This is a genomic window from Sphingomonas sp. CV7422 (assembly GCF_027945725.1).
GTDB lineage: Bacteria > Pseudomonadota > Alphaproteobacteria > Sphingomonadales > Sphingomonadaceae > Sphingomonas > Sphingomonas kyungheensis.
In genome coordinates, this window is record NZ_CP115900.1 from 1,404,411 (window position 1) to 1,422,746 (window position 18,336).

Sequence of the window (18,336 nt, forward strand, 5' to 3'; positions counted from 1 at the left end):
CCGGAGATCGCCGTGTTCCCCCTGATCCTTGCCGCTGCCGTCAGCCTGCCGCTCGCCGCCGGTGCGCTGGTCGCCGGCGACACCGCCGTCGCCGAGGCGCGCCCCGGCGCGACCAATCCGCTGCTCGCCGACTGGACCGGCCCTTATGGCGGCGTGCCGCCGTGGGACAAGGTGACGCCCGAGCTGTTCCCCGAGGCGTTCACCGTCGGCCTTGCCGAGCGCGCCGCCGAATATCGCCGCATCGCCGACAATCCGGCGGCACCGACCTTCGCCAACACCTTCGTGCCGATGCAGCTCGCCGGGCAGCGGTTCGGCCGGGTGATGACGCTGTTCGGCGTGATGACCGGCAATCGCAACACGCCGGCCTATCAGGCGCTCGACCGCGAATGGTCGCCTAAGATCGCCGCCGCCTCCGACGCGATCACCTTCGATGCCAAGCTGTTCGCCCGGATCGCAGCGATATATGCGGCGCGCGCGCAGCTCGACCCGCAGCAGCAGCGGCTGGTGACGCGCACCTATGACAGTTTCGTGCGACAGGGCGCGAAGCTCAATGCCGCGCAGAAGGCGCGGCTGTCGCAGTACAACCAGCAGCTCGCCAGCGCGTTCAGCGAATTCTCGCGGCGGTTGCTCGCCGACGAATCGACCGCGATCGCGGTGACGGACGAGGCGATGCTTGCCGGCGTGCCGGACAGCGTCAAGGCGGTGGCGAAGGCGGCGGCGACCGAACGCGGCCAGGCGGGCTGGGCGATCGTCAACACCCGCTCGGCGGTCGACCCGGTGCTGACCTTTGCGCAGAACCGCGCGTTGCGTGAACAGGTGTGGCGCGCCTTCACCAACCGCGGCGACAATGGCGACGCCAACGACACGAATGCGGTGATCGCGCAGATCGTCAAGCTGCGCGCCGACCGTGCGCATCTGCTCGGCTTCGCGACGCATGCCGACTGGCGGATGCAGGATACGATGGCCAAGACGCCGGCGGCGGCGATGGCGCTGATGCTGCGCGTCTGGCCGGCGGCGACCGCGCGCGTCGCCGAAGAGGTGCGCGACATGCAGGCGATCGCCGACCAGAGCGGCGCCAAGCTCACCATCGCGCCGTGGGATTACCGCTTCTACCAGGAACAGGTGCGCAAGCGCCGCTACGACCTCGATCAGGCGGAACTCAAACCCTATTTCGAACTCAACAACATCATCCAGGGGTCGCTCTATGCCGCCAACCGGCTGTACGGGCTGACCTTCAAGGAGATCACCGGCACGGTACCGGTGTTCGATCCCGACATGCGCATCTGGCACGTCACCAATCGCAACGGCCGTGAGGTCGGCCTGTTCTATCGCGACGATTTCGCCCGCACCGGCAAACGCTCGGGTGCCTGGGCGAATACCTATCGCGGCCAGCGTCGCCTCGCGCCGGCACAGACGGTGCTGTCCTCGAACAACAACAATTTCGCCAAGGGCGCCAAGGGGGCGCCGGTGCTGATCAGCCTCGACGATGCGCAGACGCTGTTCCACGAATTCGGCCATGCGATCCATGCGATGCTGCAGGACGTCACCTATCCCGGCCTCGCCGGAACGCCGCGCGACTTCGTCGAATTCCCCAGCCAGGTGAACGAGCATTGGCTGCTGACCCGCGACGTCCTCGACAAATATGCCCGGCATTACCAGACCGGCGCGGCGATGCCGCAGGCGCTGCTCGACAAGATCGATGCCTCGAAGACGTTCAACCAGGGCTTTGCCACCACCGAATATCTCGCCTCGGCGATCGTCGACATGAAGCTGCACACGGTGGCGGACGGCGTCGTCGATCCGGATGCATTCGAGCGGACGACGCTGGCCGCGATCGGCATGCCGAACGCGCTGGTGATGCGGCACCGCCTGCCGCAGTTCAATCACCTGTTCGCGTCCGACAGCTATTCGGCGGGCTATTACAGCTACCTCTGGTCGGAGACGATGGACGCCGACACCTTCGCGGCGTTCGAAGAGGCGGGCAGTCCGTGGGACAAGGCGACCGCCGACCGGTTCGCGCGCATCCTGCTGTCGACCGGCAACGAGACCGACCGCGCCGAGGCCTATCGCGCCTTCCGCGGCCGCGATCCCGATGTCGGCGCGCTGCTGCGCAAGCGCGGCTTTGCGGCGGCGGCGGCACGGTGAGCAGCGCGGGCGCGCCGGCGGGGCGGCTCCGCTCGATCCTCGGCGGGTCGGCGGGCAATCTGGTCGAATGGTTCGACTGGTACGTCTATTCGGCGTTCGGCCTCTATTTCGCTCCGCACTTCTTCCCCAAGGGCGATCCGACCGCGCAATTGCTCAACACCGCGGCGGTGTTCGCGGTCGGCTTCGTGATGCGGCCGATCGGCGCGTGGATCATGGGCATCTATGCCGACCGGCGCGGGCGAAAGGCGGGGCTGACGCTGTCGGTGGCGCTGATGTGCGCGGGCGCGCTGCTGATCGCCATCTGTCCGGGCTATGATTCGATCCGCTGGGGGGCGCCGGCGCTGCTCGTCGTCGCGCGGTTGATGCAGGGCCTGTCGGTCGGTGGCGAATATGGCGCGAGCGCGGTCTATCTGTCGGAAATGGCGGGGCGCAACCGGCGCGGCTTCTTCTCGTCCTTCCAATATGTCACGCTGATCGCCGGGCAGTTGCTCGCGCTGTTCACGCTGCTGCTGCTCCAGACGGTGCTGAGCGAGGCGCAGCTCGAAAGCTGGGGCTGGCGCATTCCGTTCGCGCTCGGCGGGCTGCTCGCGATCGCGGTCTTCTTCATCCGCCGCGGCCTGATGGAGACCGAGGCCTTTGCCAATGCGCAGGACAAGCCCAAATCGAGCGGCTGGCTGCTGTTCACCACCCACCCGCGCGAGGCGGCGACGGTGGTGCTGCTCACCGCCGGCGGCACGCTCGCCTTCTATGCCTATACCACGTACATGCAGAAGTTCCTGGTCAACACCAGCGGCTTCAGCCGCGAAACCGCGACCTGGGTGATGACCGGCGCGCTGGCGCTCTACGCGCTGATCCAGCCGCTCGCCGGCGCCCTGTCGGACCGGATCGGGCGGCGGCCGCTGATGATCGGCTTCGGCGTCGCCGGCGTGCTGGCGACGGTGCCGATCTTCCGCGCGCTGGAGACGGTGCGCGATCCGCTCGCCGCCTTCGCGCTCGTCATGGCGGCGCTGGTGATCGTCACCGGCTATACCGCGATCAATGCGGTGGTGAAGGCGGAGCTGTTCCCGGCGCATATCCGCGCGCTCGGCGTCGCGCTCCCCTATGCGATCGCCAATACCGTGTTCGGCGGCACCGCCGAATATGTCGCGCTCTGGCTGAAGAGCGCGCAGATGGAGCGGGCCTTCTACTGGTATGTCACGGCCATGATCGCGGTGTCGCTGGTCACCTATTGGCGGATGCGCGATACGCAGGCGCACAGCCGGATCGTCGAGGACTGACGGTCAGGCGGCGCGCGGCAGTTCGATCGTCGCGCACAGCCCGCCGTCGCTGCGGTTGGCGAGCCGCACGTCGCCGCCCGCCTCGCGCACGATCGTCCGCGCCAGCGCGAGGCCGAGGCCGATGCCGCCGGTGTCGCGATTGCGCGACGTCTCCAGCCGGGTGAACGCCTCGAACACGTCGGAAAGCCGGTCGTCGGGGATGCCTGGCCCGCGATCGGCGACCTCGATACACACGCTGGCGGGCTCGGCGATCAGCCGCACCTCGGCGCTGCCGCCATATTTGACCGCATTCTCGATAAGGTTGCGGATCGCGCGGCGGATCAGCGACGGGCGCAGCCGCATGCGCAGCCGTGCCGCTTCCTCGAAGGCGACGTCCTGGCCGAGATCGCGGAAATCCTCGACCACCGCATCGACCAGGGCGGCAAGGTCGACTTCGGTCAGCGGTTCGCTCGGCCGCCCCATCCGTGCGAGCGACAGGATATCGTCGAGCGTGCGGTTCATCTCGGCGATCGTCTCCGCCATGCGCGCGCGGTCGGTATCGTCGTCGACCGATTCGATGCGGACGCGCAAGGCGGCGAGCGGCGTGCGCAGATCGTGGCCGATCGCGCCGAGCATCCGGTCCTTCTCGTCGAGCATCGCGGTGACGCGCCATTGCAACGCGTTGAACGAGCGGACGAGCAGGATGATATCGGCCGGGCCACGCTCGACCACGGCGACCGGCGGCTCGCCGCCGCCGCGTCCGAAGCGTTGCGCCGCCGCGGTCAGCTCGCGCAGCGGCCGCGCGATATGCCGTGCGATCCACAGCACCGGCAGCAGCACGACGCCGTAGAGGATCAGCGTCTGCAGGAACAGGCGCCAGAACAGCCGCACGCCGCCGTCGTCGTCCCATGGCACGATCACCGTCAGCCAGCCGTGTCGCGGCTGTTCGATCGCGATCAGCAGCATCTGTTCGGGATGGTCGCGCTCGCGCCGGACCCGTTCGCCGCGTGAGGCGTCGCGCCGCTGCGTCGCATCGTCGACCTCGGCCCAGTCGCGCAGGCCTGTGTCGATCCGCCCGACGTCGACGCCCTGTTCGCGCAGCTGCGTCCGCAGTTCGGCGGCGAGTTCGGGCAGGCGCGGCAGGCCGGCGGGGATCACCGCGCGGGTGGCGCGGCGGATGCGGCCATGGTCCGGCGCGATTGGTCGGCCGCCCTGCGCCTCGCGCTCGAGCGCGTCGGCGATGCGGATCGCCACCGGCCGCGTCGCCTGTGCGAGGCGGAAGGCGGCGCGCTCGCGCAGCGCCAGCCCGAAATTGACCGCCTGCGCGACGAACAGCGCGAGCGCGATCAGCACCGCCATCTGGCCGGCAAGGCTGCGCGGCCACCATCTCACAGCCGCGTCACCTCCGCCGCCAGCGTATAGCCGCCGCCCCATACCGTCTTGATGATCTCGGGCAGCTTGGCGTCGGTTTCGATCTTGCGGCGCAGGCGGCTGATCTGATTGTCGATCGCGCGATCGAACGCCGCCGCCTCGCGCCCCTGCGTCAGGTCGAGCAACTGGTCGCGGGTCAGCACCTGCCGCGGCCGCGTCACCAGCGCGAGCAGCAGGTTATATTCGCCGGTCGACAGCGGCACCGACACGCCCTCACGATCCACCAGGGCCCGCTCGCCGGTCTTGAGCACCCAGCCGGCGAAGGCATAGGAGCCGCTTTCCGGCGCATGCTGGCGCGCGCCGCCGGCGGTGAGGCGGCGCAGCACCACCTTGACCCGCGTCGCCAGTTCGCGCGGGGAGAAGGGCTTCACGACATAATCGTCGGCGCCCATCTCCAGCCCGACGATCCGGTCGGTCTCCTCCGCCTTGGCGGTGAGCAGGATCACCGGCGTGTCGCTGGTCGCGGCGATATGGCGGCAGAGCGACAGGCCGTCCTCGCCCGGCATCATCACGTCGAGGATGACGAGATCGATCGCATAAGCGGCAAGCCGCATCCGCGCGCTTTCCGCATCCGCCGACTGGGTGACGCGGAATCCCTGTTTGGTGAGATATTGCGCGAGCGGCTCGCGGATCGAACGCTCGTCGTCGACGAGCAGCAGGTGCGGCATGTCTCCCATCGCTTCGGCATTAGCCACGGCGCACCTCTCCTGCAAAGGCCGGACGGACCGAAGGCCCGTCCGATCCGTATCTTATTGCTCCGGCGGGGCGGGCGGCATGCCATTGTCGCGGGGGCCGCGCATCGGCCGCGCCGCGGCGAGTTCGGTCGCGTCGAGCCTGCCGTCATGGTTGGTGTCGAGCCGGTCGAAGCGTCGCCCGGCATGGTCGAGCGCTTGCGCACGGGTCATCGCCTCGGCGCCCTCGCGGGGCGGGCGGGCGCCGTCGCGCGGCGGCGGCGGCGCGTCACCGGCGCGGCGATCCCGGCCGCGCCATTGCGCCCGCATCGCGGCGCGGGCGGCCTCGCGTTCGTCCGGCGTCACCGTGCCGTCCTTGTTGGTGTCCATCGCGGTGAAGCGCGCATCCGCCTCCGCGAGCATCTCGGCCCGCGTGATGCCGCCGTCGTGATCCGCGTCGAGCCGCATCATCCCGCCGCCTGCGCCGGGCGGGGGTGGCGGCGGCGGCGGCGTCTGCGCGCCCGCCGCGCCCGCGATCATGCCCGCGGCCATCATCGCCGCCAAAGTCCTGCGTATCACCTGCACCTCCACCCCGGCGGGGCCGATCCCCGTCCATCCGGTCTTGCCTATCGTAGGCGGGTGTCGCCGGCGTGTGTCGGCACGGGAGAAAAGTGTAACAAGCTGTCGCGGGCGGTCGGTCAGCCGCGGATCGCGCGATCGTCGAACAGACCGAACAGCAGCGTCGAGGCGTAGATGGCGACGGCGCGATCGCGCGGCATCGCCGCCGCCCATTTGCGCATGTCGAACGCGGCATTCTGCAACGCCATCAGCGCCTGCGCCGCGATCAGCGCATCGACCGCGCGGATCGATCCTTCGGCGATGCCGTCCATCATCGTGCCGGCGAAACGGCGCGCGATCCGGTTGGAGCGATCGACCATCGCGCTGCGCACCTCGCCCGGCAGGCCTGACAGCGCCGTCGTGCGGAGCAGCGGCGTACGCTCGGCGAACTGGACGTCGAGCAGCGTCGCGATCGTGCTGACCAGCCGCTGCCAGTGCGATCCGCCCGCGGCATCGGCCTGCCGCTGCGTGTCGGAGATGGTGTCGAAGCTGCGCCGGTAGCAGGCGATCACCAGATCGTCCTTGGCATCGAGATGATGGTAGAAGCTGCCCTTGGTGACGTTGAGCTCGGCGGCGATCCGCTGCACCGAGGCGCCGCGATAGCCGAGTTCGTTGATCAGCCGCGTCGCCGCGAGCAGGAAGGCGGCGCGGCCCGGCTCGCCCTCGTCGTGCGTCAGGTCGATCGGCTGCGGCGTCCAGGCCACGTCCGCGGCGGCGATGCCGGATTCGAACACGTCCATCAGCCGCGCCTCGACGCGGGCATATTCGTCGGGCTCGTAGCGGACCAGCCAGACCGGCAGCCAGAAGGTGTTTTCGAGCAGCACGTGCGCGCGGGCGCCGAACAGGTCGGTCTCGGCACGATTGGCCGGCGGGCCCCACAGGCCGCGCGTTCGCCGGAACACCTCGCGCCAGCGATTCAGCAATCGGGTACGGTTGGGTTCCTCGGTCGCGCGCAGATCGGACAGCACCGCCATGGCGCGTTCCTCGCCCCGCTGGACGCGCGTCAACCGTTCCATGTTGAGCGACAGATAGCGTCGGACGCGCTCGCGCGGCGTCGCGGCGGCATGCGCCTCGTCGATCATCGCGAGCAACTGATCGAGCGTATGCTCGAACGCGGCGGCGGCGAGATCTTCCTTGCGCTTGAAGTAATAAGTGACGCTGGTGGTGTTGAGGCCGACGCGGCGGGCGACGTCGGCGAAGGTCATGCCTTTGGCGCTCTGTTCGTTGATCGCCTCGGCGGCGGCGGCCAGGATCGCGTCGCGCTTGGCGCGGAAGCGCTTCGTGCCCGTCTCCTCATCATTGGTGACGCCGGTGGCGTCCGCCTCGCGTTGCTCCATGCCGCCCGTCTACCAATGCTGGTTTCGAAGAAACAGTGTTTTCTACATGCCTTGCCGATCCTCGCCCGGCGGGGCGAGGGGGCGCTGGTCGGCGCTTTACCGAATGTGCGGTATGGCCTAGACAATGGCGAGAGAACGGCTGGAGAGGTTGGATGGATTTCACGCTGAGCCAACGCGAGACCGAATTTCGCGACCGCGTGCGCGCCTTCATCGACGCCGAGATCCGCCCGCGCCGCGCCGAGCATGACGCCGAGGCGGCGAGCGGCGAGCGGTGGAAGGTGATCCCGACGATCGAGGCGTGCAAGGCCATGGCCAGGGCGGCGGGGTTGTGGAACCTGTTCATGCCACCGCATTCGGGGCAGGCGCATGTCGACGACCGCTTCGTGTTCGAAGGCACGCAGCTCACCAACCTCGAATATGCCCTGTGCGCGGAAGAGATGGGGCGGATCGACTGGGCGGCGGAGGTGTTCAACTGCTCCGCGCCCGACACCGGCAATATGGAGGTGCTGCACCGCTACGGCACGCTGGCGCAGAAACAGCGCTGGCTCGCGCCGCTGATGCACGGCGAGATCCGCTCGGCCTTCCTGATGACCGAGCCGGCGGTCGCCTCGTCCGACGCGACCAACATCGAAACCTCGATGGTCCGCGACGGCGATCACTACGTCATCAACGGCTGCAAATGGTGGTCGAGCGGGGTCGGCGATCCGCGGTGCCGCATCGCGATCGTCATGGGCAAGACCGATCCCGACGCGCCGCGCCACGCGCAGCAGAGCATGATCCTGGTGCCGATGGACACGCCCGGCGTGACGATCGAGCGGATGCTCAGCGTCTACGGCTATGACCATGCGCCGCACGGCCATGGCGAGGTGGTGTTGCGCGACGTGCGCGTGCCGGTCGATCACATGCTGCTTGGCGAGGGGCGGGGGTTCGAGATCGCGCAGGGGCGGCTGGGGCCGGGCCGCATCCATCATTGCATGCGGACGATCGGCGTCGCTGAAACCGCGATCGAGGCGATGGCGCGGCGGCTGCTCGGCCGCGTCGCCTTCGGCAAGCGGATCGCCGATCAGTCGGTGTGGGAGCAGCGCATCGCCAAGGCGCGGATCGATATCGAGATGACGCGGCTGCTCTGCCTCAAGGCGGCGGACATGATGGACCGCGCCGGCAACAAATCGGCGCAGCTCGAAATCGCGATGATCAAGGTCGCCGCACCGACCATGGCCTTGCAGATCCTCGACGACGCGATCCAGGCGCATGGCGGCGGCGGCGTGTCGCAGGACTTCCACCTCGCCCATGCCTGGGCGGCGATGCGGACGCTGCGCTTCGCTGACGGCCCCGACGAGGTGCACAATCGCGCGATCGCCCGCGCCGAATTCGGCCGCCACGCCGATGCCGCCGCACCGCGGCCCGACCGGCGATGAAGGCGGCGGTGCTCCACGCGGCGGGCGCGCCGCTGACGATCGAGGACGTCACCGTTGCCGATCCGCTGCCGCACGAGGTGCTGATCCGTACCTGCGCGGTCGGCGTCTGCCGGTCCGACCTGCATTTCGTCGACGGCGTCTATCCGCATGCGCTGCCGACGATTCCCGGCCACGAGGCGGCGGGGATCGTCGAGGCGGTCGGCAGCGAGGTGCGCACGGTCAAGGTCGGCGATCCGGTCGTCACCTGCCTGTCCGCCTATTGCGGGCAATGCGAATTCTGCGTCACCGGGCGGATGGCGCTGTGCGTCGATGCCGCGGTGCGCCGGCCGAAGGGCGCGCCGCCGCGGCTGATGCTCGGCGACAGACCGGTCGCGCAGATGCTCAACCTGTCCGCCTATGCCGAGCTGATGCTCGTCCACGACCATGCCTGCGTCGCGATCGATCCGGCGATGCCGCTCGACCGCGCCGCGCTGCTCGGCTGCGCGGTGACGACCGGCGCGGGCGCGGTGTTCAACACCAGCGACGTGACGCCCGGCGAGACGGTGTGCGTGATCGGCTGCGGCGGCATCGGCCTCGCCGCGGTCAATGCCGCGCGGATCGCCGGCGCCGGACGGATCATCGCGCTCGATCCGGTCGCGGAGAAGCGCGCGCTCGCCGAGCAGCTGGGCGCGACGCACAGCCTGGACGCGGCCGATCCGACCGCGGCGGATGCGGTGATCGCGCTGACCCGCGGCGGTGTCCATCATGCCATCGAGGCGGTCGGCCGCACCGACAGTGCCGCGACCGCGGTCAAGGTGCTGCGCCGCGGCGGTACCGCGACGATCCTCGGCATGCTGCCGCCGGGCGAGCGGGTCGGCCTGTCCGCGATCGACCTGCTGTCGGGCAAGCGGTTGCAGGGCGGGCTGATGGGCAGCAACCGCTTTCCGGTCGATATCCCGCGGCTGGTCGATTTCTATCTGCGCGGCCTGCTCGACCTCGATACGATCATCGCCGAACGGCTGCCGCTGGCGCGGATCAACGATGCGTTCGCGACGCTGCGGCAGGGCGATGCGACGCGCACCGTGATCACCTTCGCATGACCGACACCATCCCAGTCGCCGGCAAGGATCGGCTCGACCTCGCCCGGCTCACCCCCTGGCTGGAGGCGAACGTCGCCGACTTCGCCGGGCCGATCCGCTATGCCAAATTCGCCGGCGGCCAGTCCAACCCGACCTATCGGATCGACAGCCCGTCGGGCGCCTATGTGCTGCGGCGCAAGCCGTTCGGGTCGCTGCTGCCCTCCGCCCATGCGGTCGATCGCGAATTCCGGTTGATCGCCGGCCTGCATCCGACCGGCTTCCCGGTCGCGCGACCCTATGCCCTGTGCCACGACGAAGGCGTGATCGGCGCGGTCTTCTACGTCATGGCGCTGGTCGATGGCCGATCGCTGTGGGACGGCACGTTGCCGGACCATGCGCCGGCCGAGCGCACGGCGCTCTACGAGGCGATGGTCGATACGCTCGCCGACCTGCACGCCGTCGACTATGTCGCGGCGGGGCTCGGCGATTACGGACGGCCGGGCAATTATTTCGCGCGCCAGGTCGAGCGCTGGACGCGGCAGTATCGCGCCAGCGAGACCGAGCCGATGCCGGAGGTGGAGCGGCTGATCGACTTCCTGCCGCGCACCGTGCCCGAACAGACACGCACCGCGATTGTCCATGGCGACTATCGCATCGACAATATGATCTTCGCCCCCGCCGAACCGCGGGTGACGGCGGTGCTCGACTGGGAATTGTCGACGCTCGGCGATCCGCTCGCCGATTTCTCCTACTTCCTGATGAGCTGGGTGACCGAGCCGGAGGGACGGTCGGGGGTGAAGGGGCAGACCGGTGCCGCCACCGGCATCCCGACCATGGAGCAGGTGGTGGCGCGCTATTGCGCGCGGACCGGTCGTGACGGGATGCCCGACCTCAACTGGTATTTCGCCTATAATCTGTTCCGGCTGACCGGCATCGTCCAGGGCATCAAGAAGCGCATCGTCGACGGCACCGCATCGAGCGCGCAGGCGGAACGGTCCGCGGCGCAGGTCCATCGGCTCGCCGCGGCGAGCTGGCAGTTCGCGCAGGCGGCCGGCGCGTGACTTCGGGAGGACAGATGGCACGCTTCGACGGCAGATCGATCCTCGTCACCGGCGCCGGCAGCGGCATCGGCCGCGCCGCCGCGCTCGCCTTCGCCGCCGAGGGGGGACAGGTGATCGTCGCCGATCGCAGCGACGCGGGCGAGGCGGTCGCCGCCGCGATCGCCGACGCCGGCGGCATCGCGCGCGCGATCCGCATCGACGCGGGTGACGAGGGTGACGTGCAGCGCGCGATGGCACGTGCCGACAGCGCGTTCGGCGGGCTCGACATCGTCTTCGCCAATGCCGGTATCTCGGGCGGCATGGCGAATATCTTCGATACCGATGTCGCGCTGATCGGCGAGGTGCTGCGCGTCAACCTGATCGGGCCGTTCCTCGCGATCAAGCATGGCGCGCCGCGGATCGCCGCGCGCGGCGGCGGCGCGATCGTGCTGACCGCGAGCGTCGCCGGCTTGCGCTCGGGCGCGGGATCGCCGGCCTATTCGGCGTCCAAGGCGGGGGTGATCAACCTCGCCGCGGTCGCCGCGCAGCAATTGTCGGGGAGCAACGTGCGCGTCAACGCGCTCTGCCCCGGCCTGACCGAGACCGGCATGACCCGGCCGGTGTTCGACTTCGCGCGTGACGCCGGCAAGGGCGACCGGCTCGGCCGGCTCAATCCGCTGCGCCGCGGCGCGCAGCCGGAGGAGCTGGCGCGGGTCGCGCTGTTCCTCGCCTCCGACGAGGCGAGCTACGTCAACGGCCAGGCGATCGTGGTGGACGGCGGACTGTCGTCGAGCCACCCGGTGACGCGCCAGGACTATGGCAAGACCGCGGTCTGACAGGTGCTTACGGGGGTGACTTGTTACCGTCACGATTACGGGGCAGCCTGCGCCCATGATGTTGCTGCTCGCCGCCGCCCTCCTGCCCACCGTTCCGCCGGCGCCGCCGGCCGAGCCGAGTCGACAGGCGCTGCTGCGCTGGACGATGAGCCCGGTCCTCTGCCGCGGCGGTGAGCGGGTCGCCGCCGAGCGGGTGGTGCGTCCCGCCGATCCGCAGGGTACGATGGTCTGGAACGGCATGTCGAACCTGACCCCGTTGGCGATCGATTTCCGCATCGATGCGACCGGCCGGCCGCTGTCGATCAGCCCGGTCCGCACCGGCTACCGTCCCTATGCGGATGATATCGTCCCCGCGCTGGCCGCGGCGCGCTTCGCGGCCGGCGGGGAACGCGCGGGCTGCACCGTCACCTTCACGCCCCATGTCGTGCCGCTGGCAACGGCATCGATCGCCGATCTTGCCAGTTATGCCGCGACCAGCCCGACCATGCCGCACGAAATCTGGGTCAAGCTGCTGCCCGCCGGGGAGGATTGCAGCAATCCCGAGCCGGAGGTGTCGCTGCGCGCCTTTCCGCCGTTCAAATCACTGCCCGCGCAGCCCGGATATCTCAGTACAACGATGGTCGGCTATAACGTTGCCGCGAACGGCAAGCCGGTGCGGCCGCACACCATCGCCTCAAGCGAATCGCCGGCGCTCGACGCGGCGGCGCGGGCGGCGGTGGCGCGGTCACGGTTCGAACGCGGCGTGCGGCACGGCTGCGCCTTCCGTTATTGGAAGGGCGCGACGACGCTGGCGGCGCCGCCTACACCTGAGGAAGCGAGCGTCCGGCCGGCGGACGCCACCTGTCCGCTGACGCACGACTATGATCGCAAGCCCGACCTGCGCTATCCTGCCGCCTATAGCCGCCGCAACATCGAAGGCTGGGCGATCATCGCCTTCGATGTCGCCTCGTGGGGACAGACAGGCAATATCCGTGTGCTGGCCGCCGAACCGGCAAGCGATTTCGGCGAGGCGGCGACCAGCATGGTCAGGGCGGTGACGATGCCACCGTCACCGCATGGCTATACCGGCTGTATCGAGCGCGTCTTCTACCGGATCGGCAAACCCGGCATGAAGGTGCTCCCGCCACAGCCGCCCTTCATCGACTAGCCGCGCCGGCGCATCAGCCCTTCCTGCGCGACGCTCGCGACCAGCCGGCCGTCGCGGGTGAAGATGCTGCCGCGGTTCATGCCGCGGGCGTGGCCCGCCCAGGGGCTGTCGGTGGTGTAGAGCAGCCATTCATCGGCGCGAAACGGTTCGTGCAGCCATAGCGCATGGTCGAGGCTGGCGCATTGCATCTCCGGCATCAGCCAGTTGACGCCGTGCGGCATCATCGCCGTCGCCATCAGCGCCATGTCCGAGGCGTAGGCGAGCGCGGCCCGGTGCAATTGCGGGTCGTCGCCGATCGGTGCGGCGACGCGGAACCAGGCGGCGTTGCTCGGCTCGCGTTTGACCGGCTGGAACCAGCTGCGCGGATAGAGCGGCCGCATCTCGATCGCATTCTGGCGGCGCAGGAAGAAGGCGCGAACCTTCTCGGGCACCTGATCGGCGATGGCGAGGCGCAGCTCCTGTTCCGACTTGAGCGCCTCGGGCGGCGGCACGTCGGGCATCGCATTCTGATGGTGGAAGCCGTCTTCGGGCAGCTGGAAGGAGGCGGCGAGGTTGAGGATCGGCTGCCCCTTCTGCAACGCGACGACGCGCCGGGTCGCGAAGCTGCGCCCTTCGAAGTCGCGGATGACGCGGAAGACGATCGGGAAATCCTCGTCGCCCGCGCGCATGAAATAGGCGTGGAGCGAATGTGCGGCCTTGTCCTCGACCGACCGCTGTGCCGCCTGCAACGCCTGTGCGATCACCTGACCGCCGAACACCCGCCCGCGGCCGCCCGGCTGGCGCGCGCCGCGATACAGGTCGGTGTCGATTTCCTCGACATCGAGCAGCGTCACCAGCATCGCCGCCAGCTCGTCCGGCGTTTTCCGGGGCGGTCCCGAGTGTGAAGAAGCCGTTTCGTCCATCAATATCCCGCATGCCTCGCCAGACGATCGGCGTGGAAGCCGACGTCGCCGAACAGTTCCGCGAGCACCCGCGCCCGCTTCATGTAGAAGCCGACGTCATACTCATCCGTCATGCCGATGCCACCATGCATCTGAATGGCTTCCTGTACCGACAGCGTCGTCGCCATGCCGGTCATCGCCTTGGCGACCGACACCGCCTCGTCGGCGCGATCGCTGCCCGCATCGAGCAATTGCTGCGCCTTGAGCACCGCGGCGCGCGCCACCTCCATCTCGCTGTACAGATGCGCGGCGCGATGCTGCAGCGCCTGGAAGCTGCCGATCGTCGTGCCGAACTGCTTGCGCTCCTTCAGATAGCCGACGGTCATGTCCATCGCGCCGCCGCCGACGCCGACCAGTTCCGCCGCCGCGCCCGTCCGACCGGCGCGGAGCAGGCGGCCGAGCGGGTCACGGCCGGCGTCGACCTCGCCGATCACCGCATCGGCATCGACCTCGACGCCCTCGAAGCGCAGGCGCGCGGCGAGGCTGGCGTCGGCGAGCCGCTCGGGCGTCGCGGTCAGTCCGGCCGCATCGCGCGGGACCGCGAACAGCGTGACGCCGTCCTGATCGTCCTCGCCGCCGGCGGTGCGTGCCGCGACGATCAGCAGGTCGGCGACATGGCCGTGGGCGACGAACTGTTTGGCACCGGTGAGGCGGAAGCCGTTGCCGGCCCGTTCGGCGGTCATCGCGATCCGGTCGCGATGCTTCGGCCCCTCGTCGATCGCCAGCGCCGCGATCGCGTCGCCGGCCGCGATCCGCGGCAGCCATTCGCCCGCCTGCGCGCTGCCCTGCAAGGCCGCCACCGCCGCCACCGCGGTCGACAGGAAGGGCGATGGGGAAAGGTTGCGGCCGATCTCCTCCAGCACCACGCCCGCCTCGACATGGCCGAGGCCGAGGCCGCCATGCGCCTCGTCGATCAGGATGCCGGTGAAGCCCATCTCGGCGAACTGCTTCCACAGGTCGCGCGAGAAGCCGGTCGGGTCGTTGGCGTCACGCAGGCCACGCAGATGCGCGACCGGGGCATGTTCGGCGACGAAGTCCTTGGCGGTGTCGCGGAGCATCGTCTGTTCGTCGTTGAGGTAGAGAGGCATGGTTGCATTCCCGTGTTCCGGCGGAGGCCGGAACCCAGGGTTCCGGGCGTGCCGCTTCATGGCCCTGGGCTCCTGCTTCCGCAGGAGCCCGATCTCGCTCTAGGTGCCCGGCAGCTCGAGGATGCGCTTGGCGATGATGTTGAGCTGGATCTCGCTGGTTCCGCCCTCGATCGAATTGGCCTTGGTGCGCAGCCAGGCGCGCGGCATCGCCCCGGTGCGCGAGCGTTCGCTCTCCCACTCCAGGGCGTCCGAGCCGCCCGCCGCCATCATCAGCTCGTGGCGGTCCTTGTTCAGCTCGGTGCCGACATATTTCATCATGCTCGGCTGGGCGGGATGGGCGAGCCCGGCCTTGAGTTCGTCGATGAACCGCTCGCTCATCGCACCGAACGCCTTGGCGCGCACCTCGAACAGCGCGATCTGCGTACGCAGCACCGGATCGGCGAGGCGGCCGTCAGCATCGACGCCGATGGTGGCGATCGCCCCCTCGACCAGCGGATTGCGCCCGCCGCCGCCGAGGCCCATGCCGCTGATCATCTCGCGCTCGTGGCCGAGGAGGTATTTGGCGACGTCCCAGCCCTTGTTCTCGTCGTGGATGCGATTGGCCTTGGGCACCTTCACGTCGTCGAAGAAGGTCTCGCAGAAAGGCGAATAGCCGCTGATCAGCAGGATCGGCTTGGTCGAGACGCCGGGCGTCGCCATGTCGAACAGCACGAAGCTGATCCCGCCCTGCTTCGATTCCTTGCTGGTGCGCACCAGGCAGAAGATCCAGTCGGCCTTGTCGGCATAGCTGGTCCACACCTTCTGGCCGTTGACGATATAATGGTCGCCGCCGTCCTCCGCGCTGGTGGCGAGGCCGGCGAGATCGCTGCCGGCATTGGGTTCGGAATAGCCCTGGCACCAGCGGATCTCGCCGCGCGCGATCTTGGGGAGGTGCTCCAGCTTCTGCGCCTCGGTGCCGTATTTGAGCAGCGCCGGCCCAAGCATCGAGATGCCGAACGAGTTGAGCGGATTGCGCGCGCGGATCGCCGCCATTTCCTCGCGCAGCACCTTGGTCTCCGCCGCGGACAGGCCGCCGCCGCCATAGGCCGCCGGCCAGTCGGGCACGGTCCAGCCGCGCTCCGCCATCGCCTTCAGCCAACGCGCCTGCGGCGGGTTGGCGGCGGGATCGTAGCGCCGCCCACCCCAGCAGATGTCGGCGTCGGAGCGCACCGGCTCGCGCATCTCGGGCGGGCAATGGTCCGCCAGCCAGGCTCGGGTCTGGGTGCGGAAGGTGTCGAGGTCGGTCATAATGTCCTCTCCCTGCGGATCGCTGGCGCGATCGCGATCGTTACTTGATGCTGCCGCTCTTCAGGCTCTGCGCGACCGTGAAGCCATGCTTCTCCAGCCCGGCGACGACCTTGTCGTAACCCTCGGTCTTCGCCCAGAACATCGGGCCGCCGCGATAGACCGGCCAGCCATAGCCGTAGATCCACACGACATCGACGTCCGACGCCCGCTGCGCCTTGCCTTCCTCCAGGATCAGCGCGCCTTCGTTGACCATCGGGTAGAGCGTGCGTTCGACGATCTCCTCGTCGGTCACCTCGTGCTGCGGCGTGCCGGTCTTGTCGCGCCAGTCCTGGATGATCTCGGCGACGCGCGGCGAGGGGGACGGATTGCGCTTCTCGTCATAGTCGTAGAAGCCGGCTTGGCGTTTCTGGCCCCAGCGCCCTTCGGCGGCGAGCGCGTCGCGGACGTTCTCGATCCGGTTCGGGTCGCGATGCCAGCCGATGTCGACGCCGGCGAGGTCGGCCATCTGGAACGGCCCCATCGGCATGCCGAAGGCGACGTGGACGCGGTCGATCTGCTCGGGCGTCGCGCCTTCGAGCAGCAGCTTGTTGGCCTCGACCTGCCGCGGCATCAGCATGCGGTTGCCGATGAAGCCATAAGTGACGCCCGCGACCACCGCGACCTTGCGGATCGTCTTGGCGAGCGCCATCACCGTCGCGAGCACGTCCGGCGCGGTCTTGGCGCCGCGCACTACCTCGAGCAGCTTCATCACATTGGCGGGCGAGAAGAAATGCATGCCGAGCACGTCCTGCGGCCGGCTGGTGCAGGCGGCGATCGCGTCGATGTCGAGATAGGAGGTGTTCGAGGCAAGGATCGCGCCCGGCTTGGCGATGCCGTCGAGCCGGCCGAAGATCTCCTGCTTGACCGCCATCGTCTCATACACCGCCTCGATCACCAGATCGCAGTCGGCGAGCGCATCGAAGTCGAGCGTCGGGGTCAGCGCCGCCATCGCGGTGTCGACCTGTCCCGACGTCATCCGCCCCTTGGCGGCGGTCGCCTCGTAATTCTTGCGGATCACGCCGGTGCCGCGGTCGAGCGCCTCCTGCGCCATCTCGACGATCGTCACCGGAATGCCCGCCGACAGGAAGTTCATCGCGATGCCGCCGCCCATCGTGCCCGCGCCGATCACGCCGACGCGCCTGATCGGGCGCAGCGGCGTGTCGGCCGGCACGTCGTCGATCTTCGCGGCCTGCCGTTCGGCGAAGAAGATATGGCGCTGGGCGGCCGACTGGTTGCCGGTCATCAGCCGCAGGAATTCCTTCCGTTCGAAGGCGATGCCTTCCGCGAACGGCAGCTCGGTGGCCTTGACGACGCAGGCGATGCTGGCGGCGGGCGCGTCGAAGCTGCGGAAGCGGCGGGCATTCTCCTTCTGGAAGGCGGCGACCGCCTCGGGATCGGGCTGCACCGTGCGTTCTGAGGCGCGCGGGATCGGCCGCACCGCCTTCACCTCGCCGGCGAAGGCGACTGCGTCGGCGGCGAGGCTGTCCTCGCCGACGATCCGGTCGATCAGGCCCGCCTCCTGCGCCCGCTTGGCGGAGATCGGGTCGCCCTTGGCGGTCATCTCCAGCGCCAGCCGCACGCCGGCGAGCCGCGGCAGCCGCTGCGTACCGCCCGCGCCGGGCAGCAGGCCGAGCTTGACCTCCGGCGTGCCGATCTTGGCGGAGGGCACGGCGACCCGGTAATGGCAGCCGAGCGCGACCTCGCAGCCGCCGCCCAAGGCGGTGCCGTGGATCGCCGCGACGACGGGCTTGCTGCTCGCCTCGATCCGGTCGACGACGGTGGGCAGCATCGGCTCGACCGGGGGCTTGCCGAATTCGGTGATGTCGGCGCCGGCGAAGAAGGTGCGGCCGTCGCAGCGGATCACCATCGCGGCGATCGCGCCGTCCGCCTCGCCCTCCTCGATCGCCGCTTCGAGACCCTGGCGGACCGCGGCGCCGAGCGCGTTGACCGGCGGATTGTCGGCGATGATGACGAGCACGTCGCCATGGCGTTCGGTGCGGATCGGCGAGGTCATTCGGGCATCC

15 protein-coding genes are annotated in these 18,336 nt (G+C 69.3%); 7 read left to right on the top strand and 8 right to left on the bottom strand.

All coding sequences use genetic code 11. From position 1 onward, the window contains the following. The first annotated feature begins 12 nt into the window (after positions 1 to 12). Positions 13 to 2,145, top strand: a complete 2,133-nt coding sequence (locus tag PBN85_RS06820; RefSeq protein WP_271300540.1) for a M3 family metallopeptidase — start codon at positions 13 to 15, stop codon at positions 2,143 to 2,145. Beyond that, a complete protein-coding gene (locus tag PBN85_RS06825) occupies positions 2,142 to 3,422 on the top strand; it encodes an MFS transporter (protein WP_271300541.1) in 1,281 nt (426 codons plus the stop codon). Before PBN85_RS06820 ends, PBN85_RS06825 begins: the two co-directional genes overlap by 4 nt. A gap of 3 nt (positions 3,423 to 3,425) precedes the next feature. Here PBN85_RS06825 and PBN85_RS06830 read toward each other — a convergent pair whose 3' ends face one another. The 4 genes from PBN85_RS06830 to PBN85_RS06845 form a co-directional block, all read right to left on the bottom strand. Then, positions 3,426 to 4,760, bottom strand: a complete 1,335-nt coding sequence (locus tag PBN85_RS06830; protein WP_271300854.1) for a sensor histidine kinase — start codon at positions 4,758 to 4,760, stop codon at positions 3,426 to 3,428. 29 nt (positions 4,761 to 4,789) lie between these two features. Beyond that, entirely contained in the window at positions 4,790 to 5,509 is a 720-nt protein-coding gene (locus PBN85_RS06835) for a response regulator (RefSeq protein WP_037530652.1), read from the bottom strand. 72 nt (positions 5,510 to 5,581) lie between these two features. Then, positions 5,582 to 6,082 (bottom strand): hypothetical protein, encoded by a 501-nt coding sequence (locus tag PBN85_RS06840; protein WP_271300542.1) that lies wholly within the window; start codon positions 6,080 to 6,082, stop codon positions 5,582 to 5,584. Between the two features lie 119 nt (positions 6,083 to 6,201). Beyond that, positions 6,202 to 7,458: a TetR/AcrR family transcriptional regulator gene (locus PBN85_RS06845; protein ID WP_037530653.1), complete on the bottom strand. Its 1,257-nt coding sequence runs from the start codon at positions 7,456 to 7,458 to the stop codon at positions 6,202 to 6,204. A 152-nt stretch (positions 7,459 to 7,610) separates the two neighbouring features. Here PBN85_RS06845 and PBN85_RS06850 point away from each other — a divergent pair, with 152 nt between their 5' ends. The 5 genes from PBN85_RS06850 to PBN85_RS06870 are packed head-to-tail and all read left to right on the top strand — an operon-like array spanning position 7,611 to position 12,957. Next, positions 7,611 to 8,876 (top strand): acyl-CoA dehydrogenase family protein, encoded by a 1,266-nt coding sequence (locus PBN85_RS06850; protein ID WP_271300543.1) that lies wholly within the window; start codon positions 7,611 to 7,613, stop codon positions 8,874 to 8,876. Next, a complete protein-coding gene (locus tag PBN85_RS06855; protein WP_037530656.1) occupies positions 8,873 to 9,955 on the top strand; it encodes a Zn-dependent alcohol dehydrogenase in 1,083 nt (360 codons plus the stop codon). The genes PBN85_RS06850 and PBN85_RS06855 overlap by 4 nt, the downstream gene beginning before the upstream one ends. Further along, a complete protein-coding gene (locus PBN85_RS06860; RefSeq protein WP_271300544.1) occupies positions 9,952 to 10,995 on the top strand; it encodes a phosphotransferase family protein in 1,044 nt (347 codons plus the stop codon). Before PBN85_RS06855 ends, PBN85_RS06860 begins: the two co-directional genes overlap by 4 nt. A gap of 14 nt (positions 10,996 to 11,009) precedes the next feature. Further along, the gene (locus PBN85_RS06865) at positions 11,010 to 11,810 is read left to right on the top strand and encodes an SDR family NAD(P)-dependent oxidoreductase (protein WP_271300545.1); all 801 of its coding nucleotides are present in this window, start codon (positions 11,010 to 11,012) and stop codon (positions 11,808 to 11,810) included. Between the two features lie 55 nt (positions 11,811 to 11,865). After that, the gene (locus tag PBN85_RS06870) at positions 11,866 to 12,957 is read left to right on the top strand and encodes an energy transducer TonB (protein ID WP_271300546.1); all 1,092 of its coding nucleotides are present in this window, start codon (positions 11,866 to 11,868) and stop codon (positions 12,955 to 12,957) included. On the opposite strand, the gene PBN85_RS06875 is transcribed toward PBN85_RS06870, so the two are convergent. The 4 genes from PBN85_RS06875 to PBN85_RS06890 form a co-directional block, all read right to left on the bottom strand. After that, positions 12,954 to 13,796 carry an acyl-CoA thioesterase gene (locus PBN85_RS06875; protein ID WP_235199459.1) on the bottom strand — a complete coding sequence of 281 codons (843 nt, stop codon included), beginning with the start codon at positions 13,794 to 13,796 and terminating at the stop codon, positions 12,954 to 12,956. The genes PBN85_RS06870 and PBN85_RS06875 overlap by 4 nt on opposite strands. A 62-nt stretch (positions 13,797 to 13,858) precedes the next feature. Next, entirely contained in the window at positions 13,859 to 14,986 is a 1,128-nt protein-coding gene (locus tag PBN85_RS06880) for an acyl-CoA dehydrogenase family protein (protein ID WP_037530665.1), read from the bottom strand. Positions 14,987 to 15,085: 99 nt separating this feature from the next. Further along, on the bottom strand, positions 15,086 to 16,276 hold the full coding sequence (locus PBN85_RS06885) for an acyl-CoA dehydrogenase family protein (protein WP_271300855.1): 1,191 nt from the start codon (positions 16,274 to 16,276) through the stop codon (positions 15,086 to 15,088). 37 nt (positions 16,277 to 16,313) lie between these two features. Next, complete coding sequence (locus PBN85_RS06890) at positions 16,314 to 18,326, bottom strand: 3-hydroxyacyl-CoA dehydrogenase NAD-binding domain-containing protein (protein ID WP_271300547.1); 2,013 nt, start codon at positions 18,324 to 18,326, stop codon at positions 16,314 to 16,316. Positions 18,327 to 18,336: the final 10 nt, after the last annotated feature.

Excerpts from the sequence above, each read along its gene's own strand:
- PBN85_RS06875 (WP_235199459.1), bottom strand. The coding sequence starts at position 13,796 with ATGCTGGTGACGCTGCTCGATGTCGAGGAAATCGACACCGACCTGTAT.
- PBN85_RS06855 (WP_037530656.1), top strand. The coding sequence starts at position 8,873 with ATGAAGGCGGCGGTGCTCCACGCGGCGGGCGCGCCGCTGACGATCGAG.
- PBN85_RS06860 (WP_271300544.1), top strand. The coding sequence starts at position 9,952 with ATGACCGACACCATCCCAGTCGCCGGCAAGGATCGGCTCGACCTCGCC.
- PBN85_RS06845 (WP_037530653.1), bottom strand. The coding sequence starts at position 7,458 with ATGGAGCAACGCGAGGCGGACGCCACCGGCGTCACCAATGATGAGGAG.
- PBN85_RS06850 (WP_271300543.1), top strand. The coding sequence starts at position 7,611 with ATGGATTTCACGCTGAGCCAACGCGAGACCGAATTTCGCGACCGCGTG.
- PBN85_RS06835 (WP_037530652.1), bottom strand. The coding sequence starts at position 5,509 with ATGGGAGACATGCCGCACCTGCTGCTCGTCGACGACGAGCGTTCGATC.
- PBN85_RS06870 (WP_271300546.1), top strand. The coding sequence starts at position 11,866 with ATGATGTTGCTGCTCGCCGCCGCCCTCCTGCCCACCGTTCCGCCGGCG.
- PBN85_RS06830 (WP_271300854.1), bottom strand. The coding sequence starts at position 4,760 with ATGGCGGTGCTGATCGCGCTCGCGCTGTTCGTCGCGCAGGCGGTCAAT.
- PBN85_RS06890 (WP_271300547.1), bottom strand. The coding sequence starts at position 18,326 with ATGACCTCGCCGATCCGCACCGAACGCCATGGCGACGTGCTCGTCATC.
- PBN85_RS06880 (WP_037530665.1), bottom strand. The coding sequence starts at position 14,986 with ATGCCTCTCTACCTCAACGACGAACAGACGATGCTCCGCGACACCGCC.
- PBN85_RS06865 (WP_271300545.1), top strand. The coding sequence starts at position 11,010 with ATGGCACGCTTCGACGGCAGATCGATCCTCGTCACCGGCGCCGGCAGC.